Here is a 21,904-nt window from a genome sequence, read left to right as displayed (position 1 = left end):
GCCCTCAGTGCGAGTGGCCGCTCGGCGCCGGCGCGGCGTTCTTGACGGCAAGAGGCAGCAGCTTCTTGCCCGTCGGGCCGATCTGGATGCTCGTGTCCATCTGCGGGCACACGCCGCAGTCGAAGCACGGCGTCCACCGGCAGTCCTCGACCTCGGTCTCGTCGAGCGAGTCCTGCCAGTCCTCCCAGAGCCAGTCCTTGTCGAGGCCCGAGTCGAGGTGGTCCCAGGGGAGGACCTCCTCGTAGGTGCGCTCGCGCGTCGTGTACCAGTCGACGTCCACGCCGAAGGGGGCGAGCGCCTTGTCGGCGCACTTCATCCAACGGTCGTAGGAGAAGTGCTCGCGCCAGCCGTCGAAGCGGCCGCCGTCCTCGTAGACCGCGCGGATGACCGCGCCGATGCGGCGGTCGCCTCGCGACAGCAGACCCTCGACGATGCCGGGCTTGCCGTCGTGGTAGCGGAAGCCGATCGAGCGGCCGTACTTCTTGTCGCCGCGGATCCGGTCGCGGAGCTTCTCCAGGCGGGCGTCCGTCTCCTCGGCCGAGAGCTGCGGGGCCCACTGGAAGGGCGTGTGCGGCTTCGGGACGAAACCGCCGATCGACACCGTGCAGCGGATGTCGTTCGAGCCGGAGACCTCGCGGCCCTTCTGGATGACGTTCATCGCCATGTCGGCGATCTGGAGCACGTCGTCGTCGGTCTCCGTCGGCAGGCCGCACATGAAGTACAGCTTCACCTGACGCCAGCCGTTGCCGTACGCGGTGGCGACCGTGCGGATCAGGTCCTCTTCGGAGACCATCTTGTTGATGACCTTGCGCAAGCGCTCGGAGCCGCCCTCGGGGGCGAATGTCAGGCCGGAGCGGCGGCCGTTCCTCGTCAGCTCGTTCGCCAGGTCCACGTTGAACGCGTCGACACGGGTGGAGGGGAGGGACAGGCCGACCTTGTCCTCCTCGTACCGGTCCGCCAGGCCCTTCGCGATGTCGCCGATCTCGCTGTGGTCCGCCGAGGACAGGGACAGGAGGCCGACCTCCTCGAAGCCCGTCGCCTTCAGGCCCTTCTCGACCATGTCGCCGATGCCGGTGATCGACCGCTCACGCACCGGGCGCGTGATCATGCCGGCCTGGCAGAAGCGGCAGCCGCGGGTGCAGCCGCGGAAGATCTCCACCGACATCCGCTCGTGGACCGTCTCGGCCAGCGGAACCAGGGGCTGCTTGGGGTAGGGCCACTCGTCCAGGTCCATCACCGTGTGCTTGGACACGCGCCACGGGACACCGGACTTGTTCGGTACGACACGGGCGATACGGCCGTCCGCGAGGTACTCGACGTCGTAGAAGGCCGGGATGTACACCGAGCCCGTCTTCGCGAGGCGGAACAGGACCTCCTCGCGGCCCCCGGGCTGCCCCTCGGCCTTCCACTCCCGGATGATCCGGGTCATGTCCAGCACGGCCTGCTCGCCGTCGCCGATGATCACCGCGTCGACGAAGTCGGCGATCGGCTCGGGGTTGAAGGCGGCGTGGCCGCCGGCCAGCACGATCGGGTCGTCGATGGTCCGGTCCCTGGACTCCAGGGGGATCCCGGCCAGGTCCAGCGCCGTCAGCATGTTGGTGTAGCCCAGCTCCGTGGAGAAGCTCAGCCCGAACACGTCGAAGGCCTTCACCGGCCGGTGGCTGTCCACCGTGAACTGCGGGACGTCGTGCTCCCGCATCAGCGCTTCGAGGTCCGGCCACACGCTGTAGGTGCGCTCGGCGAGGACGCCCTCCTGCTCGTTCAGCACCTCGTAGAGGATCATGACGCCCTGGTTGGGCAGGCCGACCTCGTACGCGTCCGGGTACATCAGCGCCCAGCGGACGTCGGTCGACTCCCACGGCTTGACGGTGGAGTTGAGCTCCCCGCCGACGTACTGGATCGGCTTCTGCACATGCGGGAGCAGAGCTTCGAGCTGCGGGAAGACCGACGCAGCGACTTCGGCAGGCATGTCGCGAACCTTCGTGAGCTGGGCTGAACTGACAGGAGTGACCATCTAGCGTAACGCGGCCGCGAGCACCCCCCGCACGCCCGGAAGCCTCAGAGGGCCGCCGTCCCGTTCTTGATCCCCTTCCAGAACTCGGGCAGTTCCGCTTCCACGGCCGCCGCCCGCTGTTCCTCACGCCCGTAGAGCAGGCCGTACGTGAAGGCGCTCTCCCCCGCCGCGTGCGCCACCGCGGACAGCTCGCGCAGGGCCTGGCGGGCCATCACGCTGTCCTGGTGCTCGCCGAGCAGGGTCTGCAGGGACTTCATGGACCTGACCAGGGCCTGGGCGGGCTTGCCGAGCGCCGGCTGGGCCGCCTCCGCCGCGTAGCGGGTGCGCTTGGTCTTCTTGCGGGCCTCGTGCACGGCGACGTCCCGGTCGGTGCCGGGCTCCAGCTCCAGCGCCTGTTCGACGAGCTCGGAGACCTTGCGGAAGTCCTTTTTCACTGCCTTGGTGATCACCTTGCCGGGCTTCTTCCCGGCGGCGTCCCGCAGCGGCGGGTCGGCGATCACCGCGTCCAGGGCGTCGAGCAGGGCGAGGTACCGGCGGGAGTCCAGGACGCCGATCAGCCGGCCGCGCCCGTGCTGGGCGCTCGCCCAGCGGCCCAGCCGTTCGGCGACCGGGCCCGAGACCAGCGTGCCGGGCACCGCGTCGAGTGCCGCCGTCAGGCGTTCGCTCAGCACCTCGTGGTCCCGGTCCACGCCCAGCTCGCCGGCCAGCCACTTCAGCTCCTCGCCGACCGGGTCGGTGACGCCCCGGTCGAGGACCGTGCCGTACGACTTGAAGGTGCTGCGCATGCGGCGGGTGGCGACGCGCATGCTGTGCACGGAGTCCTCGACCTCCTGGCGTACGGCCGGGTCGAGCCCGACGATCGCGTCGCGCTGGGCGCGGACGTACGCGAGGACGTGGTCGCCCGCGGTCACCGGGTCCTTGAGCGAGCCGGCCCGGCGCTTCTTCCTGGGCGCCGTCTCCGCGAGCGCCCGGGCCAGCTTCGACGAGGAGGCGGACGGCCGTACGCCCGCCTTGCGCAGCCGCTTCTCCACCTTGTCCAGGAAGACGGGGTCGGCGCCGTCGGCGAGTTCCACCTCGATCTCGGTCCACTGGGCGACGCCGTCGCCCCCGGTCAGCCGCTGAGCGTGGACGGCGTCCACGCTGACCTCGGCGAGCAGCCGCCCCTGGGCGTCGAGGAGGTCGCGCACGTCACGGGCCGAGCGGAGGCGCACCACGGGCCGCAGCTCGGCGTCCCGGACCCGGGAGCGGACCAGCCCCGCGAGATCGTCGGGGAGGGTGTCGGAGAGCGGGGCCTGGATCTCGTCGCGCACGCCCGGGGCGACGGGGAACTTCAGGTGCCAGCCCGCGTCGGAGCCGCCGGTGCGGCGGCGCAGGGTGATCGAGGACGCGGCGAGGCGTTCGTCGGGGGTGTCGTAGTAGGTGGCGTCCAGTTCCGCGACGCCCTTGTCGAGGACGGTCGCCACGCCGGCGACGCCGGTGAGGTCGGGCAGTCCACTGTCGTCGGATTCGTACTTGCGCTCGATCTCTCGTTTCGTGGCCGCCATGAACCCGAATCTAGTCGCAGTCGGGGCGGTACGGCAGAGGGCCGCCCGCCCGACCGCTACGCCGACATCGGCCGTTGCACCCGGATCGACTGCAGCAGCCCCACCGCGACCCACACCGCGAACATCGACGAGCCGCCGTACGACACGAACGGCAGCGGCAGGCCCGTGACCGGCATGATGCCGAGGGTCATGCCGATGTTCTCGAAGGCCTGGAAGGCGAACCAGGCCACGATGCCGGCGGCGACGATCGTGCCGTACAGCTCGGTCGTCTCGCGGGCGATGCGGCAGGCCCGCCACAGCACCACACCCAGCAGGACGATGATCAGGCCACCGCCGAGGAAGCCCAGCTCCTCGCCCGCGACCGTGAACACGAAGTCGGTCTGCTGCTCGGGCACGAACTGGCCCGTGGTCTGCGAGCCGTGGAACAGGCCCGAGCCCGTCAGACCGCCCGAACCGATCGCGATCCGGGCCTGGTTGGTGTTGTAGCCGACGCCGGCGGGGTCGAGGCTCGGGTTGGCGAAGGCGGCGAAGCGGGCGATCTGGTACTCGTCCAGGATGTGCAGCTGCCAGACGGCGATCGCGCCGGCGGCTCCCGCGCCCAGCAGCCCGAACACCCAGCGGTTCGAGGCGCCGGAGGCGAGCAGCACGCCCAGCACGATGATGACCATGACCATGACCGACCCGAGGTCGGGCATCAGCATCACGATCAGCATCGGTACGGCGGCCAGTCCGAGCGCTTGGAGCACGGTGCGGTGGTCGGGGTGGGCCTTGTCGCCCGCGTCCACCCGGGCGGCCAGCAGCATCGCCATGCCGAGGATGATCGTGATCTTCACGAACTCGGAGGGCTGGAGCGAGAAGCCGCCGCCGAGGACGATCCAGGAGTGGGCGCCGTTGACCGTCGTGCCGAGCGGCGTGAGCACCATCAGGATCAGGAACACCGAGATGCCGTACAGGAGCGGCACGGCCGTGCGCAGCGTGCGGTGGCCGAGCCACACCGTGCCGAGCATCAGGGCGAACCCGATGCCGGTGTTCATGAGGTGCCGGATCAGGAAGTAGTACGGGTCGCCCTGGTTGATCTCGGTGCGGTTGCGGGTCGCCGAGAAGACGAGGATCGAGCCGATGCCCGAGAGGGCCAGCGCCGCCAGCAGTATCGGCCAGTCCAGCCGGCGGGCCAGCGAGTCACGGGCGAACAGGCGGGTCCAGCCCGCCCGTTCCGGCCCGTAGCCGGAGACCTGGAAGGTGTTGGCGCCGGTCATGCGGGCATCCTCCGGCTTCCCCTTCTGCGCGGCCGGCGCCGGGTGTTCCGGTTACCGGTGGTCGGCGTGTTCACGGTCGCCGCCAGCTGTGTCGCGTCCGGCTCGGCCTCGCCCCCCTGGCTCACCCGCTGGTCCTTCGCCGGGTCCTTGCCGACCTTCGGGGACTTGATCGTCCCGTCGGTCTGGACCTTCGGCAGGCTCTTCTGCGGGGTCGGCAGCAGTGCGTTCTTCGGGTTGATGGTGCCGTCGTCGGCAACGCCGTACAGCGCGTTGTAGATCTTGCGCACGGCGGGGCCGGAGGCGCCGGAGCCCGTACCACCCTGGGAGATCGTCATGACGACCGTGTAGTCCTTGGTGTACGTGGTGAACCACGAGGTGGTCTGCTTGCCGTAGACCTCGGCCGTACCCGTCTTGGCGTGCATCGGGATCTTGTCCTGCGGCCAGCCGCCGAACCGCCAGGCGGCGGTACCGCGGGTCGCGACTCCTTCGAGGGCACCGTCTATCTCGCTGAGGGTCTTCCGCGTCATCGGCAGCTTGCCGTGCGCCTTCGGCTCGATCTCCTGGACGGTCCTGCCGTCGGGGCTGACGATCGCCTTGCCGACGGTCGGGTCGTAGAGGGTGCCGCCGTTGGAGATGGCCCCGTAGATCGTCGCCATCTGGATCGGGGTGACGAGGGTGTCGCCCTGGCCGATCGAGTAGTTGACGGAGTCACCGGCGCGCAGCCTGTTGCCCTCCAGGCAGTTCTCGTACGCGATCTGCTCGGCGTACGTGCCGCCCTTCTTGCCGTACTTGCACCAGGAGTCCTTGTTGGCCTTCCAGTAGTCCAGCTTCCACTGGCGGTCGGGGACGCGGCCGGTGACCTCGTTGGGGAGGTCGATGCCGGTCTCCTTGCCGAGGCCGAACTGGTGGGCGGTCTTGTAGAACCAGTCGTGGGCGTTCTTCTTCGGCTTGTTGCCGCCGTCCTTCTGCCACTCCTGGTGCGAGAGGCGGTAGAAGACGGTGTCGCAGGAGACCTCCAGGGCGCGGCCGAGGCTGATCGGGCCGTACCCCTTGGACTCGAAGTTCTTGAAGACCTGGCCGCCGATCGAGTACGAGCTGGAGCACTGGTAGGGGCCGTCGAAGGAGTAGCCGGCGTTGACCGCGGCGGCCGTCGGGATGACCTTGAACACGGAGCCGGGAGCGGACTGCCCCTGGATCGCGCGGTTCAGCAGCGGGTAGTTGGACTTCTTGCCGGTGAGCTGGGTGTAGTCCTTGGCGGAGATGCCGCCGACCCAGGCGTTCGGGTCGTATGTCGGGTTGGAGGCCATGGCGACCACGCGGCCGGTCTTGGACTCCATCACCACGACGGCGCCGGAGTCCGCCTTGTAGTTCTCGCCGGTGTTCTTGTCGTAGGTCTTGCGGGCCTCTTTCATGGCGTCGTTCAGCTCGTACTCCGCGACCCGCTGTACGCGGGCGTCGATGCTGGTGACGAGGGAGGAGCCGGGCTGGGCGGGGTCGGCCTCGGCCTCGCCGATGACGCGGCCGAGGTTGTCGACCTCGTAGCGGGTGACGCCCGCCTTGCCGCGCAGCTCCTTGTCGTACTCGCGCTCCAGGCCCGAGCGGCCGACCTGGTCGGACCGCAGGTACGGCGAGTCGGTGTCCTGGGCCTTGGTGATCTCCTCGTCGGTGACGGGCGAGAGGTAGCCGAGGACCTGGGCGGTGTTGGCCTTGCCGGGGGCGGCGTAGCGGCGCACGGCCTCCGGCTCGGCGGTGATGCCGGGAAAGTCCTCGGCGCGCTCACGGATCTGCAGGGCCTGCTTGGCGGTGGCCTCGTCGGTGATGGGGATCGGCTGGTACGGCGAGCCGTTCCAGCAGGGCTGCGGCGTCTTGGAGTCGCACAGCCGGACCTTCTCCATGACCTCCTGGGGCTTCATGCCCAGCACGCCGGCCAGCTTGGTGAGGACGGCCTTGCCGTCGTCCTTCATCTTCAGCAGGTCCGTGCGGGAGGCGGAGACCACCAGCCGGGTCTCGTTGTCGGCGAGCGGCACTCCGCGCGCGTCGAGGATCGAACCGCGTACGGCGGGCTCCACGACCTGCTGGACGTGGTTGCCGGACGCCTCCTTGGCGTACTCGTCGCCCTCCCGGATCTGGAGGTACCACAGACGTCCGCCGAGGGTGCCGAGCAGGGAGAGGACGAGGATCTGGATGACGACGAGCCGGATCTGGACCCGTGGGGTGCGGCCGGTCTCGGGAATGTTGGTCATGGGCGCGGCCCATTCGTCGGAAGGGCGGTGGCGGGCGACGGGTGGGCGGTCACTGCGGCTGCCTCCCCCTCTCGGTGTGTGTATGTGTCATATACGACGGACCTGTGAGCCCTTGCCTCCGTACCACGGCCGACTCCCCCGTTCTCACAGCCGCTTGACCCCCTTGATGCGGCCGGCGCGCGCCGTGCGGGCCCGGGCGGCCTTCACCTTCAGTCCGCCGAGTCCGTTGCGCTGTCCCCCGATCCGCAGGCCCGTGCCCGAGGAGAGCCAGCCGGTGGAGATGTCGGTGGCCTTGACGGTTGAGCTGGTCTCGGCGAGGGGGTCGTTCTCGGCGCGCCGGGCCAGCGCCATGATGCCGGGGACGACGAACGGGGCGAGCAGCAGGTCGTACAGGGCGGCCGTGAACAGCAGGCTGCCGAGGCCGACATGGCGGGCCGCGGTGTCGCCGACGAGGGCGCCGACACCTGCGTACAGCAGGGTGGTGCCGACGGCGGCGGCGACCACGACGAGCATGGGGCCGGTGGCCGACTTCAGCCGGCCGTTGTCCGGTTTCGCCAGGCCCGCGAGGTAGCCGATGACGCACAGCACGAGGGCGTAGCGGCCGGCCGCGTGGTCGGCGGGCGGGGCGAGGTCGGCGAGGAGGCCCGCGCCGAACCCGACGAGGGCGCCGCCGACATGGCCGTACACCATGGCCAGGCCCAGGACGGTGAGGAGCAGCAGGTCGGGGACGGCGCCCGGCAGGTGGAGGCGGGCCAGGACGCTCACCTGGAGGACCAGGGCGACGACGACCAGGGAAGTGGACAGCAGGATCCGGTTGACGCGCATGGGTTACAGCTCCTACTGCTCTTCTTGCTGGATCTGGCCGTCGACCGGCGCGCCCGCGGACGGGGTGACGGTCACCGTCACGGTCGGCGTGGGGGTCGGCTTGGGCTTGGCGGGCAGCACCGTGTCGCGCGGATCCTTCTTCGGGGCCTGGACGACGACACCGACGATGTCGAGCTTGGTGAAGCTGACGTACGGCGTGACGTAGAGGGTGCGGGTGAGGTCGCCGGCGGAGGGATCGACGCGGGAGACCACGCCGACCGGCACGCCGGGCACGAAGGGCTTGTCGGCCTGCGAGCCGAAGGTGACCAGGCGGTCGCCCTTCTTGATCTCGGCCTTGCCGTTGAGGAGTTCGACGCGCAGCGGGCGGTCGCCCTGCCCGGAGGCGAAGCCGAGTTCGTCGCCGGCCTCCACACGGGTGCCGACAGTGAAGTCGGGGTCGTTGGCGAGGAGCACGGTGGCGGTGTTGGGGCCGACGGTCGTCACGCGCCCGACCAGCCCGTCCCCGTTGAGAACGGTCATGTCGCGCCGGATGCCGTCGTCGGCGCCGACGTCGATGGTGATGGTCCAGGAGAAGCCCTGGGCCGCGCCTATGGCGATGACCTGGGCACCCTTGATGCCGTACTGGCCGGCGCCCGAGAGCTTCAGCATCTTGTCGAGCTGGGCCAGGCGGCTGCGGCTGCGGTCGTCGCTGCCGAGCCTCGCCTCGAGGGCCGCGTTCTCCTTCTCCAGCTCGGCGAGCCGGTCGTGCCGCTCGCCCGAGTCACGGATGGCCGATACGGCGTTGCCGACCGGGTCGACCGCGGCCGACACCCCGTCCTCGATCGGGCCGAACACCGTGGCCGCGCCTTGTCGGGCACCGTCGACCGGTGAATCCTCCCCACCGCGGATGTCCACCGTGATCAGCGCGAACGCGACGGCGACCAGCAGCACCAGGAGCAGCCGGCTCTCTCGTGTGTCCCTCACGTGCGGCGGCCGTGCCCTTCCTCATAGGAATGCGAGTGCAATGTTTACGTGTCGTCACTTACGGGGCGTGTTGATGCATATGGGCGAGCTTATGCCTCGATACCAACGATCCGCCGTACGAGAGGAGATCATCCCGTACGGCGGAATCGAAGAGTTACGTCATCTGCGCGGCTGGGCGTCCAGCACCTGCTGCAACGCCTCGAATTCCTCGACGCACTTCCCGGAACCGAGCGCCACGCTGTCCAGCGGGTCCTCGGCGATGTGGATCGGCATGCCGGTCTCGCGCCGCAGTCGCTCGTCGAGGCCGCGGAGCAGCGCGCCGCCACCGGTCAGGACGATTCCGCGGTCCATGATGTCGCCGGACAGCTCCGGCGGGCACTTGTCCAGGGTCGTCTTGACGGCGTCCACGATCGCGTTGACGGGCTCCTCGATCGCCTTGCGGACTTCGGCGGCCGAGATGACGACGGTCTTGGGCAGCCCGGAGACGAGGTCCCGGCCGCGGATTTCGGTGTGCTCGTCAGCGTCGAGGTCGTACGCCGAACCGATCGTGATCTTGATCTGTTCGGCCGTCCGCTCACCGAGGAGGAGCGAGTACTCCTTCTTGATGTGCTGGATGATCGCGTTGTCCAGCTCGTCGCCCGCCACCCGGATGGACTGGGCGGTGACGATGCCGCCGAGGGAGATGACCGCGACCTCCGTGGTGCCGCCGCCGATGTCCACCACCATGTTGCCCGTGGCCTCGTGGACCGGCAGGCCGGACCCGATGGCGGCCGCCATCGGCTCCTCGATGATGTGCACCTGACGGGCACCGGCCTGGGAGGACGCCTCGATGACGGCGCGGCGCTCGACCCCCGTGATGCCCGAGGGCACACAGACGACGACCCGCGGACGAGCCAGATACCGCCGCTTGTGGATCTTCAGGATGAAGTAACGGAGCATCCGCTCGGTGATCTCGAAGTCGGCGATCACGCCGTCCTTCAGCGGACGGACGGCAACGATGTTGCCCGGCGTGCGCCCGATCATCTTCTTTGCTTCGGCGCCGACCGCGAGGATGCCACCGGTGTTGGTGTTGATCGCGACGACGGACGGCTCGTTGAGTACGATCCCGCGACCCCTGACGTACACCAGCGTGTTGGCGGTCCCGAGGTCGACAGCCATGTCACGGCCGATGAACGACATTGAGTTCCCCATCAGGATTCGACTGGCCTTCCCAGGAGCTTTTTGAGGGCTTTTCAGGTCGGCGAAGGTGGGTGCGGTGACGTGAAGGCTTCCATCGTAGACGCGCCTTCGCGAACACTGCGTGAGGGTCTCCGCCATTGTCAGCAGATGCCGTGTGGGTTCGCTTGTGGAGACGGGCGTTCGGGGGGACTCGTTCCCTCGATCGCCACGCATATGCCAGAAAGTCCGGGGACAAAAGCCCCCAGACTCTCACTCGGCCGACGCAGGCGCTACGCGCGGCCGGGGAAGAAGATCTTCACCTCACGTTCGGCGGACTCCTCGGAGTCGGAGGCGTGGATGAGGTTCTCCCGCACGATCACGCCGTAGTCACCGCGGATCGAGCCCGGGGCGGCGGCGATCGGGTCGGTCGGACCGGCCAGCGCCCGCACCCCCTCGATGACCCGGTCACCCTCGACGATCAGCGCCACGACCGGACCCGAGGCCATGAACTCCACCAGCGGCTCGTAGAAGGGCTTGCCCTTGTGCTCGCCGTAGTGCTGCTCCAGCGTGTCGTGGTCCAGGGTGCGCAGTTCCAGCGCGGTGATCTGCCAGCCGGCCTTGCGCTCGATACGGCTGATGATCTCGCCGGTCAGGCCACGACGAACGGCGTCGGGCTTGAGGAGGACGAGGGTGCGCTGGCTCACTACGGGGCTCCTTCGGGTCAAGGATGGTGCGGGATGCTGAGGTTACAGGGCGTGTCCGACCCCTTGTCACGCAGCGTCAGGTGTAGAGGAACCCGCCTGAGCGGCGAATCTCGCCTTCGCCTCGTCGATCTTCCGTCCGTAGTGCACGGACGCCCACCACAGGGCCGCGAAGATCGCCCCGAGGAAGAACATCGTCGGGACGACGACACCTGAGGCGATCAGGGCGATCTGGAGGGCCCAGCCGAGAGCGACCCCGCCGGTGCGGGTCACCATGCCGCACAGCACCAGGCACAGGAACATGGCGACGCCGCTGACCGTCCACACCGTCGTCGTGGACAGGTCGGGATCCTTCATCGCGACCAACCCGGCGAAGCCGATGATGAAGACCTCGCCGATCAGGGTCGATGCACAGAGCGTACGCATGCCGGTCTCAGCCCTTCCCCAGCAACAGCCGGGCCTCGCCCACGGTGATGACGGAACCGGTGACGAGCACACCGCCGCCCGCGAACTCGCCCTCCTCCTCGGCCAGCGTGACCGCGGCCTCCAGGGCGTCCGGCAGCCGCGGCTCGACCTGCACCCGCTCGTCGCCGAACACCTCGACGGCGATCGCGGCGAGCTCGTCCACGTCCATCGCGCGGTGGCTGGCGTTCTGGGTGACGACGACCTCGGCGAAGAGCGGCTCGAAGGCCTCGAGCAGCCCGCGGACGTTCTTGTCCCCGCTCGCCCCGACGACCCCGATCAGCCGGCTGAAGTCGAACGCCTCCCCGACCGCCTCGGCCGTGGCCCGGGCGCCCGCCGGATTGTGCGCCGCGTCCAGGACGACGGTCGGTGACCGCCGTACGACCTCCATCCGGCCCGGCGAGGCCACGGACGCGAACGCCTTGCGGACGGTGTCGGCGTCGAGCGGCTCCGGCCGCTGCGAACCGACGCCGAAGAACGCCTCGACGGCGGCGAGCGCGACCGCCGCGTTGTGGGCCTGGTAGGGGCCGTGCAACGGCAGGTAGACCTCGGGGTACTCCCCGCCGAGCCCGCGCAGGGTGAGCAACTGCCCGCCGACGGCGACCTGCCGCGCCACCACCCCGAACTCGAGCCCCTCGCGGGCCACCGTCGCATCCACCTCCACGGCCTTCCTCAGCAGCACCTGCGCGGCGTCGACCGGCTGCTGCGCCAGGATCACCGCCGCGTCCTGCTTGACGATGCCGGCCTTCTCGGTGGCGATCGCCGCGGGCGTCTCACCGAGCCGGTCCGTGTGGTCGAGGTCGATGGGAGTGACGACGGCGACGTCCCCGTCGATGACGTTCGTGGCGTCCCAGGACCCGCCCATGCCCACCTCCACCACGGCGACGTCGACCGGAGCGTCCGCGAAGGCGGCGTACGCCATCCCCGTGAGCACCTCGAAGAAGGACAGCCGGTACTCCTGCTGCGCGTCGACCATCTCGACGTACGGCTTGATGTCCTCGTACGTCTCGATGAACCGCTCGGCGGAGATCGGCGCCCCGTCCAGGCTGATCCGCTCGGTGATCGACTGCACGTGAGGGCTCGTGTACCTGCCGGTCCGCAACTCGAAGGCGCCCAGCAGGGCCTCGATCATGCGGGCGGTGGAGGTCTTGCCGTTGGTGCCGGTGATGTGGATGGAGGGGTACGACCGCTGCGGCTCCCCCAGCAGGTCCATCAGCGCGGAGATCCGGCTGACGGAGGGCTCCAGCTTGGTCTCGCCCCAGCGGGTGGCGAGCTCCGCCTCGACTTCCCTCAGAGCCTTGTCGACCTCGGGGTCCGCCGGGCGCGCGGGCACGTCGGCCTCCGGCGGACCGCCCTGCGTGCGCAGGGTACGGCTGCCGGCCTCGATCACCGCGAGATCCGGGTCCCGCTCGGTCTCGGCCGCCATGATCTCGTCGAAGCCGCCGATCGGGCCGGGCTGCTCGCTGTCGTCGTACGGGGGCTGCTCACTCACGGGACCAGTCTACGGAGGCCGGGGGTGGGTGCGGGTCCACGGGTGCCCGCGGGTCCGCGGCGGCCACCGCCTTTGGGGGCTCCGCGCCCAGGGCCGGCCACCGCCTTTGGGGGCTCCGCCCCCAGACCCCCGGCCCACGCCCACCCACCACCCGACTCGGTCGGCCAAGAGGTGCCCCCTCACCGCCGGCTGCCGCGCCGCGGCGGGCAGTCGTGCCGCCGGAGCGGCACGGGTGACGCAGCGGCACCCGCCGGGCACCGAGCACGCACAGCTGCGGGCAGTCGTGCCGCCGGAGCGGCACGGGTGACGCAGCGGCACCCGCCGGGCACCGAGCACGCACAGCTGCGGGCAGTCGTGCCGCCGGAGCGGCACGGGTGACGCAGCGGCACCCGCCGGGCACCGAGCACGCACAGCTGCGGGCAGTCGTGCCGCCGGAGCGGCACGGGTGACGCAGCGGCACCCGCCGGGCACCGAGCACGCACAGCTGCGGGCAGTCGTGCCGCCGGAGCGGCACGGGTGACGCAGCGGCACCCGCCGGGCACCGAGCACGCACAGCTGCGGGCAGTCGTGCCGCTGGGGCGGCACGGGTGGGCGCAGCGGCACCCCGTCAGCGCCGGGCCGCGCGACCCACCCCACGGCAGCCGAAGGCCCCCGGAGCCAACCAGCTCCAGGGGCCTTCGCCGACGTACGCCAACCGCCTACACCTGCGGCAGCCGGTCCAGCTGCGCGGCGATCCGTGCGATGTCCTCGTCCGCCTTCGCCAGCCGCGCCCGGATCTTCTCCACCACGTGGTCCGGAGCCTTCGCCAGGAACGCCTCGTTGCCGAGCTTCGCGTTCGCCTGGGCCTTCTCCTTCTCCGCGGCGGCGAGGTCCTTCGCCAGCCGCTTCCGCTCGGCCGCCACGTCGATCGTGCCGGACAGGTCGAGCGCCACCTCGGCACCGCCGACCGGCAGCGTCGCCGTGGCGGTGAAGGCGTCGCCCTCCGGCTGGAGCCGCAGCAGTTGCCGGATGGCCGCCTCGTGCGGGGCGAGCGCCGTGCCGTCGAGGGACAGGCGGGCCGGGACGCGCTGACCGGGCTGCAGGCCCTGGTCGGCGCGGAAGCGGCGGACCTCGGTGATGACGGACTGGAGGGTCTCGATCTCCTTCTCGGCACCCGTGTCACGGAAGCCGCTGTCCGCGGGCCACTCGGCGATGACGAGGGACTCGCCACCGGTCAGCGTGGTCCACAGCGTCTCCGTGACGAAGGGGACGACCGGGTGCAGCAGGCGCAGCGTGACGTCCAGGACCTCACCGAGGACCCGCTTGGAGGCCTCGGCCGCCTCGCCGCCCGCCTGGAAGGTGGTCTTCGACAGCTCGACGTACCAGTCGAACACCTCGTCCCACGCGAAGTGGAACAGCGCGTCGGAGAGCTTCGCGAACTGGTAGTCCTCGTAGAACGCGTCGACCTCGGCGACAACGGAGTTGAGCCGGGACAGGATCCACCGATCGGTCGCCGACATCGCCGAAGGCTCCGGCAGCGGGCCTTCCACCGTCGCGCCGTTCATCAGCGCGAAGCGCGTCGCGTTCCAGATCTTGTTGGCGAAGTTGCGGGAGCCCTGGACCCAGTCCTCGCCGATCGGGACGTCGACACCGGGGTTCGCGCCACGGGCGAGGGTGAACCGGAGGGCGTCGCTGCCGTACTTGTCCATCCAGTCGAGCGGGTTGACCGCGTTGCCGAAGGACTTCGACATCTTCTTGCCGAACTGGTCCCGGACCATGCCGTGCAGGGCGATGGTGTGGAACGGCGGGGTGCCGTCCATCGCGTACAGCCCGAACATCATCATCCGGGCGACCCAGAAGAAGAGGATGTCGTAGCCCGTGACCAGGACGGAGTTCGGGTAGAACTTCGCGAGCGATTCGGTCTGTTCGGGCCAGCCGAGGGTCGAGAACGGCCACAGGCCGGAGGAGAACCAGGTGTCGAGGACGTCGGTGTCCTGACGCCAGCCCTCGCCGGTCGGAGCCTCGTCGTCGGGGCCGACGCAGACGACTTCGCCGTTCGGCCCGTACCAGACGGGAATCCGGTGGCCCCACCACAACTGCCGCGAGATGCACCAGTCGTGGAGGTTGTCGACCCAGTCGAAGTACCGCTTCTCCATCTCCTGCGGATGGATCTTGACGCGTCCGTCCCGGACGGCGTCACCGGCCGCCTTCGCGAGCGGGCCGACCTTGACCCACCACTGCATGGACAGGCGCGGCTCGATGGTGGTCTTGCAGCGCGAGCAGTGGCCGACCGAGTGGACGTAGGGCCGCTTCTCGGCGACGATCCGGCCCTCGGCGCGCAGGGCGGCGACGATGGCGGAGCGGGCCTCCAGCCGGTCCAGGCCCTGGAAGGGGCCGTGCGCGGTGATGACGGCGTGCTCGTCCATGATCGTGATGGCGGGCAGGTCGTGGCGCTGGCCGATCTCGAAGTCGTTCGGGTCGTGGGCCGGGGTGACCTTGACGGCACCCGTACCGAACTCGGGGTCGACGTGCTCGTCGGCGACGACCGGGATGGAACGCTCCGTCAGCGGCAGCTTGATGAGCTTGCCGACCAGGTGCTTGTACCGCTCGTCGTCGGGGTGGACGGCGACCGCCGTGTCACCGAGCATGGTCTCGGCACGGGTGGTGGCGACGACGATCGTCTCGTCCCCGTCGCCGTACTTCATGGAGACCAGTTCGCCGTCGTCGTCCTGGTACTCCACCTCGATGTCCGAGATGGCGGTCAGGCAGCGCGGGCACCAGTTGATGATGCGCTCGGCGCGGTAGATCAACTCGTCGTCGTAGAGCCGCTTGAAGATGGTCTGAACGGCCTGCGAGAGGCCCTCGTCCATGGTGAAACGCTCACGGGTCCAGGCGACGCCGTCGCCGAGGCGGCGCATCTGACCGGAGATCTGTCCGCCGGACTCGGCCTTCCACTGCCAGACGCGCTCGACGAAGGCCTCACGGCCCAGGTCGTGCCGGGACTTGCCCTCCTTGCCCAGCTCCCGCTCGACCACATTCTGCGTGGCGATGCCGGCGTGGTCCATGCCGGGCTGCCACAGCGTCTCGTAGCCCTGCATCCGCTTTCGGCGGGTCAGCGCGTCGATGAGCGTGTGCTCGAAGGCGTGGCCGAGGTGGAGGCTGCCCGTGACGTTCGGCGGCGGGATGACGATGGTGTACGGAGGCTTGTCACTCTTCGCGTCCGCCTCGAAGTAACCCCGCTCCACCCAGCGCTCGTACAGCGGCCCCTCTACATCGGCCGGCGCGTACTGGGTCGGCAGTTCGATGGCGGGCTCTGGTGGCTGCTGCTGAGCGTTCTCGGTCACGCGCTCAGTTTAGGGGTGTCACGGGGCAGTCCCGAAACGGGATTCCTCTGTAACGGTAGGCCCCCGATGCCCTGCCTGCGCTGTGGCTACGCCAGGATGTCAGGGACACATAAGCATCTGGAGGGGAACCCAGAAATGAGCCACAACCAGCCGGGCCCGTACGGCGGGCAGCCCCAACAGCCTGGACCGTACGGTCAGCCCGGCCCCTACGGCCAGCCGGGTCCCTACGGCCAGCCGCCCCAGGCTCCGCCCGCCCAGCCCGGCTACGGCTACCCCCAGCAGGCCCCGCCCGCCCAGCCGGGCTACGGCCAGCCGCAGCAGCCCCCGCAGGGCGTCCCTCCGCAGCAGCCCTACGGCCAGCAGGCTCCTTACGGCCAACAGCCGCAGCAGCCGTACGGTCAGCAGCCGCCCTACGGGCAGGCCCCGTACGGGGTGCCGCAGCAGCCGGCCGCCGGTGGCGGCAAGAAGAAGACCGGCATCATCATCGCCGCCGTGGCCGTCGTGGCCGCGATCGGCGTGGGGGCGTACTTCGTCGTCGGCGCGGGCGGGGGCGGCCTGGAGGACGACGGCCCGCACAAGCTGGACAATCCGGCGACCGTGGCCGGCGAGTACAAGCGGGTCGGCGAGAGCGGCGAGGTCAAGGACGCGGACACCACCAAGTACCTCGAAGCGAGCGGCATGAAGGACGGCAAGGCCGTCGTCCTGCAGTACTCCACGGCCGACTTCAGCGGTTACGACCCGAGCGACCCGACCACGCTGCCGCCTCAGTCCGAGCTGCTGGTCGCCAAGGGCGTCACGGTCGTGGGCGGTTACGGCAAGATCGCGGACCCCGAGGCCGCACTGGACAAGTACTTCGCCGCCATCACTAAGGAGTTCACGGACAACGCCTCCAACTCCTCCTCCGGCGGCGGCGCCGAGCTGATCGGCCAGCCCGAGGAGGCCGACCTCGACGGGGCGCTCATGAAGTGCCAGTCGGCGAAGAGCACCAACGGCCTGACCAAAAAGGAGTCGACCGACTGGTTCTGCGTCTGGTCGGACTACAGCACGGTCGCCATGGTCTCCCCCGGTGACAACACCAAGAGCACCACCAAGGACGTCGCGATCGACCTGACGAAGAAGATCCGCGGGGAGATCCGCGTCAAGGCCTGACGCCGGACGACGCGACGGCACAACGACGAAGGGGCCCCGGTCTGCTGACCGGGGCCCCTCGGTGTCCGTACGTCCGTGCCGCTACGCCGTCTTCTGCTCGCCCGGACCCCGGCCGCGCGCGTCCCGCGGGATCAGCGTCGGGTTCACGTTCGAGTGGACGACGTCCGCCGTGATGACGACCCGGGCCACGTCCTTGCGGGACGGGATCTCGTACATCACGCCCTGGAGGACTTCCTCCATGATGGCGCGCAGGCCGCGCGCGCCGGTCTGGCGCAGGATGGCCTGGTCGGCGATGGCCTCCAGGGCCTCGCGCTCGAAGTCCAGCTCCACACCGTCGAGTTCGAAGAGGCGCTCGTACTGCTTGACGAGCGCGTTGCGCGGCTCGACCAGGATCTGGAGGAGGGCCTCGCGGTCGAGGTTGTGGACCGAGGTGATGACCGGGAGCCGGCCGATGAACTCGGGGATCATGCCGAACTTGACCAGGTCCTCGGGCATGACGGACTCGAACTGGTCCTTGGCCTCCAGCTCGCGCTTGGAGCGGATCGTCGCGCCGAAGCCGATGCCCTTGGCGCCGGCCCGGGACTCGATGAGCTTCTCCAGGCCCGCGAAGGCGCCGCCCACGATGAACAGCACGTTCGTCGTGTCGATCTGGATGAACTCCTGGTGGGGGTGCTTGCGGCCGCCCTGGGGCGGGACCGAGGCGGTGGTGCCCTCCAGGATCTTCAACAGGGCCTGCTGCACGCCCTCGCCGCTGACATCGCGGGTGATCGACGGGTTTTCGCTCTTACGTGCGACCTTGTCGATCTCGTCGATGTAGATGATCCCGGTCTCGGCCTTCTTGACGTCGTAGTCGGCCGCCTGGATCAGCTTGAGCAGGATGTTCTCGACGTCCTCGCCGACGTATCCCGCCTCGGTGAGGGCCGTTGCGTCGGCGATCGCGAAGGGGACGTTCAGCATGCGGGCGAGGGTCTGGGCGAGGAGGGTCTTGCCGGAGCCCGTGGGGCCCAGCAGGAGGATGTTGGACTTCGCCAACTCGATGGCGTCGTCGCGGCCTTGGGCGCCGCCGTTCTCGCCGGCCTGGACCCGCTTGTAGTGGTTGTACACCGCGACCGAGAGGGCCTTCTTGGCCGGTTCCTGGCCGACGACGTACCCCTCGAGGAACTCGTAGATCTCGCGGGGCTTGGGAAGTTCCTCCCAGCGGACCTCGCTGGTCTCGGCCAGCTCTTCCTCGATGATCTCGTTGCAGAGATCGATGCACTCGTCGCAGATGTAGACACCGGGCCCTGCGATGAGCTTCTTGACCTGCTTCTGGCTCTTGCCGCAGAACGAGCACTTGAGCAGATCGCCGCCGTCACCGATGCGTGCCACGGTGTGCTTCCCCTTCGCCTGGGAGACGCCTAGGTCCAGCGGCTCCTGGTGCTGCCTTATGTCCGACGGTACCTTGCCGGGCCCCTCGTTCGGGCCCCCCTTGGCACGGTTCACTTCGACGTGCGCTTTGTCGTGCACAGTCCTGAACCGTGCCAAGGAGCGGCAGACGATACAGCGTCCGCCGTCAGCGCACGCTCGCGTTGTTCATCTTCCGGGTGGAGATGATCTGGTCGATCAGGCCGTACGCCAGGGCGTCATCGGCCGTGAGGATCTTGTCGCGCTCGATGTCCTCGCGGATCTTCTCGATCGGCGTGGTGGAGTGCTTGGCCAGCAGGTCTTCCAGCTGGGCGCGCATCCGCAGGATCTCGTTCGCGGCGATTTCCAGGTCGGAGACCTGGCCGCGGCCGGTCTCGCTGTAGGGCTGGTGGATCAGCACGCGGGCGTTCGGCAGCGCCATGCGCTTGCCCGGCGTACCGGCGGCCAGCAGGATGGCGGCGGCCGAGGCGGCCTGGCCCATGCAGACCGTCTGGACGTCGGGCTTCACGAACTGCATGGTGTCGTAGATCGCAGTGAGCGCCGTGAAGGAGCCGCCGGGGCTGTTGATGTAGACCGAGATGTCACGGTCGGGGTCCATCGACTCCAGGCACAGCAGCTGCGCCATGACGTCGTTGGCGGAGGCGTCGTCGATCTGGACTCCGAGGAAGATCACGCGCTCTTCGAAGAGCTTCGCGTACGGGTCGTACTCGCGCACGCCCTGCGAGGTGCGCTCCACGAAGCGCGGGATCACGTACCGGGACTCGGCCACGGGCACCGTGCTCTCGGCGCGTGCGCGGTCGTACAGGCCGCTGCCGGGGAAGTCGTTCACTGTCTCTCTCCTAGGGGCTGTGGCGGTCGGCTGGGGGCTTGCAGGGGGCCTCAGGCCCCGGTGCCGCCGCCGCCCGGCATGTTGGCGGCCGTGGTGATGACCTCGTCGATGAGGCCGTAGTCCCTGGCCTCGTCGGCGTCGAACCAGCGGTCCCGGTCGGAGTCGCGGGTGATCTGCTCGATGGTCTGGCCGGTGTGGAAGGACGTCAGCTCGGCCATGCGCTTCTTGGTGTGCAGAAGCCGCTCCGCGTGGATCTTGATGTCCGACGCCGAACCGGCGAGGCCGGCGGACGGCTGGTGGATCAGGATCTCGGCGTTCGGCAGCGCGAAGCGCTTGCCGGGCGTACCCGCGCTGAGCAGGAACTGGCCCATGGAGGCGGCGAGGCCCATGGCGATGGTCACCACGTCGTTCTTGATGTACTGCATGGTGTCGTAGATCGCCATGCCGGCCGTGATCGAGCCGCCGGGGCTGTTGATGTAGAGGTAGATGTCCTTGTCGGGGTCAGCGGCAAGGAGCAGGAGCTGTGCGGTGATCTTGTTGGCGATGTCGTCGTCGACCGCCTGGCCGAGGAAGATGATCCGCTCGCCGAGCAGCCGGTTGTAGACCTGGTCACCGAGGCCACCACCGATGGAGGGGTCGCCGGCGGCGGAGGGCATCAGATTCGTCACGTATCCACCTGCTCGTCTTACGACGGCGCCGGGCCGTCTCACGTTTCCCTGCGGGGCTGGAGCCGTTTCGGGGACTCCCCTGCCCTCGTATTCATGGACCCTAACGCGCTGGTCCCTCCGGAGAATCCCGGAGAAGAGACTGTTCGCTGTCAGCGCATGTCGCTCCGTTGGGTGGGGCGGGTTCATCGCCGTGGGCCCATTGGCCGGTGGGCGGGTGCCAGTCCGCTGTGGCTCGTCGCGCAGTTCCCCGCGCCCCTTCGCGGCGATGTCCGCCGTACGCCGACAGGCCCCGGGGGGCGTGATGCTCCCCGGGGCCTGTCGTACCGGCGTCAGTGGCGCCGTGGGTGTCAGCCCTCGGTCTTCTCGGTCTCGGCCTCGGTGGTGGCCTCCGTGGTGGCCTCCGCCTCCGCCTCGGGCGTCTCGGTGGTGGCCTCGTCGGCCTCCTCCTCGTCGTCCAGGTCGATGACCTCGCCGTTGGTGTCCTTGACCGTGGCCTTCTCGACCACGACGGCCAGAGCCTTGCCGCGGGCGACCTCGCCGACGAGGAGCGGAACCTGGCCGCCCTCGACGACCGCCTGGGCGAACTGGTCGGGGGACATGCCGGAGGAGGACGCACGCCGCATGAGGTGCTCGGTGAGCTCCTCCTGGTTGACGTTGAGCTTCTCCTGCTTGACGAGCTCGTCGAGGACGAACTGCGTCTTGATGCCCTTGACCGCGGCTTCCTTGGTCTCGGCGTCGAACTCCTCGGCCGTCTTGCCCTGGATCTCGAGGTACTTCTCGAGGTCGAGGCCCATCTGGCCGAGCTGGTGGTGCTCGAGGTTGTGCTTGCGGGTGTTGATCTCGTCCTCGAGCAGCTTCTCGGGGACCGGGACCTCGACCAGGTCGAGCAGCTTCTCCAGGACGCGCTCCTGGGCCTGCGTGGCCTGGTCGTACTGCTTCATGTTCTCGAGGCGCTTGCGGCTGTCGGCCTTGAGCTCTTCGAGGGTGTCGAACTCGGACGCGAGCTGCGCGAAGTCGTCGTCCAGCTCGGGCAGTTCGCGGGCGGCGACCTGGGTGACCTTGACGGTGACCTCGGCCTCCTTGCCGGCCGCCGAGCCGCCCTTGAGCTCGGAGGTGAAGGTGGCCTCGCCACCGGCCTCCAGGCCCGTCACGGCGTCGTCGATGCCTTCCAGCAGCTCACCGGAGCCGATGGTGTAGGAAACGCCGCTGGCGACGCCGTCCTCGAGGATCTCGCCGTCGACCTTGGCCTCGAGGTCGATCGTGACGACGTCGCCGTCCGCGGCGGCCCGCTCGACGGGGGACGTCGAGGCGAAGCGCTCACGGAGCTGCTCGACCGACTTGTCGATGTCCTCTTCGGTGACCTCGACGGCGTCGACCTCGACCTCGATGCCGGAGAAGTCCGGGATCTCGATGGCCGGGCGGACGTCGACCTCGGCGGTGAAGTTCAGCGTCTCGCCGTCCTTCAGCTCGGTGATGTCGACCTCGGGCTGGCCGAGGACGTCGATCTCGGCCTCGTTGACCGCCTCGGTGTAGAACTTCGGAAGCGCGTCGTTGACCGCTTCCTCCAGGACCGCACCGCGGCCGAACCGCTGGTCGATGACGCGCGCCGGGATCTTGCCCTTCCGGAAGCCCTTCACCGTGACCTGCTGGTTGATCTTCTTGTACGCCGCGTCGAGGCTGTCCTTGAGCTCCTCGAAGGGCACCTCAATGCTGAGCCGAACCCGAGTCGGGTTCAGGGTCTCCACGGCGCTCTTCACGGTTCGGTCTCCTTGGGGGCTGACTTCTTGGTTTCTGCCGGAGCCAGACCGGCCCCGGCGGATTCGCCGCCCGGAGGACTTCCAGAGGAGAGAGACACACGGGCGTGCAGCTTGCA

The 21,904-nt window shown here is 69.3% G+C and carries 16 protein-coding genes; 1 reads left to right on the top strand and 15 read right to left on the bottom strand.

What is annotated here, in order from left to right:
* Positions 1-4 precede the first annotated feature (4 nt).
* From ACWBNA_RS43890 to ACWBNA_RS43840, 11 genes are all read right to left on the bottom strand, one after another.
* A complete protein-coding gene (locus ACWBNA_RS43890) occupies positions 5-1,969 on the bottom strand; it encodes a TIGR03960 family B12-binding radical SAM protein (RefSeq protein WP_482710216.1) in 1,965 nt (654 codons plus the stop codon).
* An 89-nt stretch (positions 1,970-2,058) separates the two neighbouring features.
* Positions 2,059-3,558 (bottom strand): CYTH and CHAD domain-containing protein, encoded by a 1,500-nt coding sequence (locus ACWBNA_RS43885; protein WP_482710215.1) that lies wholly within the window; start codon positions 3,556-3,558, stop codon positions 2,059-2,061.
* 56 nt (positions 3,559-3,614) lie between these two features.
* Positions 3,615-4,814 carry a rod shape-determining protein RodA gene (rodA, locus tag ACWBNA_RS43880; RefSeq protein WP_482710214.1) on the bottom strand — a complete coding sequence of 400 codons (1,200 nt, stop codon included), beginning with the start codon at positions 4,812-4,814 and terminating at the stop codon, positions 3,615-3,617.
* Positions 4,811-7,057, bottom strand: a complete 2,247-nt coding sequence (gene mrdA / locus ACWBNA_RS43875) for a penicillin-binding protein 2 (RefSeq protein ID WP_482710213.1) — start codon at positions 7,055-7,057, stop codon at positions 4,811-4,813. The genes rodA and mrdA overlap by 4 nt, the downstream gene beginning before the upstream one ends.
* A 144-nt stretch (positions 7,058-7,201) precedes the next feature.
* Entirely contained in the window at positions 7,202-7,882 is a 681-nt protein-coding gene (gene mreD / locus ACWBNA_RS43870) for a rod shape-determining protein MreD (protein WP_482710212.1), read from the bottom strand.
* A gap of 12 nt (positions 7,883-7,894) precedes the next feature.
* Complete coding sequence (gene mreC, locus ACWBNA_RS43865; protein WP_482710211.1) at positions 7,895-8,845, bottom strand: rod shape-determining protein MreC; 951 nt, start codon at positions 8,843-8,845, stop codon at positions 7,895-7,897.
* Between the two features lie 159 nt (positions 8,846-9,004).
* Positions 9,005-10,024: a rod shape-determining protein gene (locus tag ACWBNA_RS43860; protein ID WP_004931372.1), complete on the bottom strand. Its 1,020-nt coding sequence runs from the start codon at positions 10,022-10,024 to the stop codon at positions 9,005-9,007.
* Positions 10,025-10,293: 269 nt separating this feature from the next.
* Positions 10,294-10,707, bottom strand: coding sequence for a nucleoside-diphosphate kinase (gene ndk / locus ACWBNA_RS43855; protein ID WP_217239962.1), 414 nt, complete (start codon positions 10,705-10,707; stop codon positions 10,294-10,296).
* A gap of 66 nt (positions 10,708-10,773) precedes the next feature.
* Positions 10,774-11,130, bottom strand: coding sequence for a DUF4233 domain-containing protein (locus ACWBNA_RS43850; RefSeq protein WP_482710210.1), 357 nt, complete (start codon positions 11,128-11,130; stop codon positions 10,774-10,776).
* A 7-nt stretch (positions 11,131-11,137) separates the two neighbouring features.
* Positions 11,138-12,592, bottom strand: coding sequence for a bifunctional tetrahydrofolate synthase/dihydrofolate synthase (folC, locus tag ACWBNA_RS43845; RefSeq protein WP_482710222.1), 1,455 nt, complete (start codon positions 12,590-12,592; stop codon positions 11,138-11,140).
* Positions 12,593-13,356: 764 nt separating this feature from the next.
* Positions 13,357-15,981, bottom strand: a complete 2,625-nt coding sequence (locus tag ACWBNA_RS43840) for a valine--tRNA ligase (protein WP_482710209.1) — start codon at positions 15,979-15,981, stop codon at positions 13,357-13,359.
* A gap of 135 nt (positions 15,982-16,116) precedes the next feature.
* On the opposite strand from ACWBNA_RS43840, the gene ACWBNA_RS43835 reads away from it, so the two are divergent.
* Entirely contained in the window at positions 16,117-17,130 is a 1,014-nt protein-coding gene (locus ACWBNA_RS43835) for a hypothetical protein (protein ID WP_482710208.1), read from the top strand.
* Positions 17,131-17,211: 81 nt separating this feature from the next.
* Here the strand turns inward: ACWBNA_RS43835 and clpX are convergent, their stop codons facing one another.
* The 4 genes from clpX to tig form a co-directional block, all read right to left on the bottom strand.
* Positions 17,212-18,498, bottom strand: a complete 1,287-nt coding sequence (gene clpX / locus ACWBNA_RS43830; protein WP_217239967.1) for an ATP-dependent Clp protease ATP-binding subunit ClpX — start codon at positions 18,496-18,498, stop codon at positions 17,212-17,214.
* Between the two features lie 184 nt (positions 18,499-18,682).
* Positions 18,683-19,363: an ATP-dependent Clp protease proteolytic subunit gene (locus ACWBNA_RS43825; protein ID WP_482710207.1), complete on the bottom strand. Its 681-nt coding sequence runs from the start codon at positions 19,361-19,363 to the stop codon at positions 18,683-18,685.
* A 50-nt stretch (positions 19,364-19,413) separates the two neighbouring features.
* Complete coding sequence (locus ACWBNA_RS43820; RefSeq protein WP_217239979.1) at positions 19,414-20,019, bottom strand: ATP-dependent Clp protease proteolytic subunit; 606 nt, start codon at positions 20,017-20,019, stop codon at positions 19,414-19,416.
* A gap of 359 nt (positions 20,020-20,378) precedes the next feature.
* Complete coding sequence (tig, locus tag ACWBNA_RS43815) at positions 20,379-21,788, bottom strand: trigger factor (RefSeq protein ID WP_482710206.1); 1,410 nt, start codon at positions 21,786-21,788, stop codon at positions 20,379-20,381.
* Positions 21,789-21,904: the final 116 nt, after the last annotated feature.

This window comes from Streptomyces sp. Q2, assembly GCF_056820935.1.
Note: the sequence above shows the minus strand (reverse complement) of the source record. Positions and strands in the feature narration are given on the sequence as shown.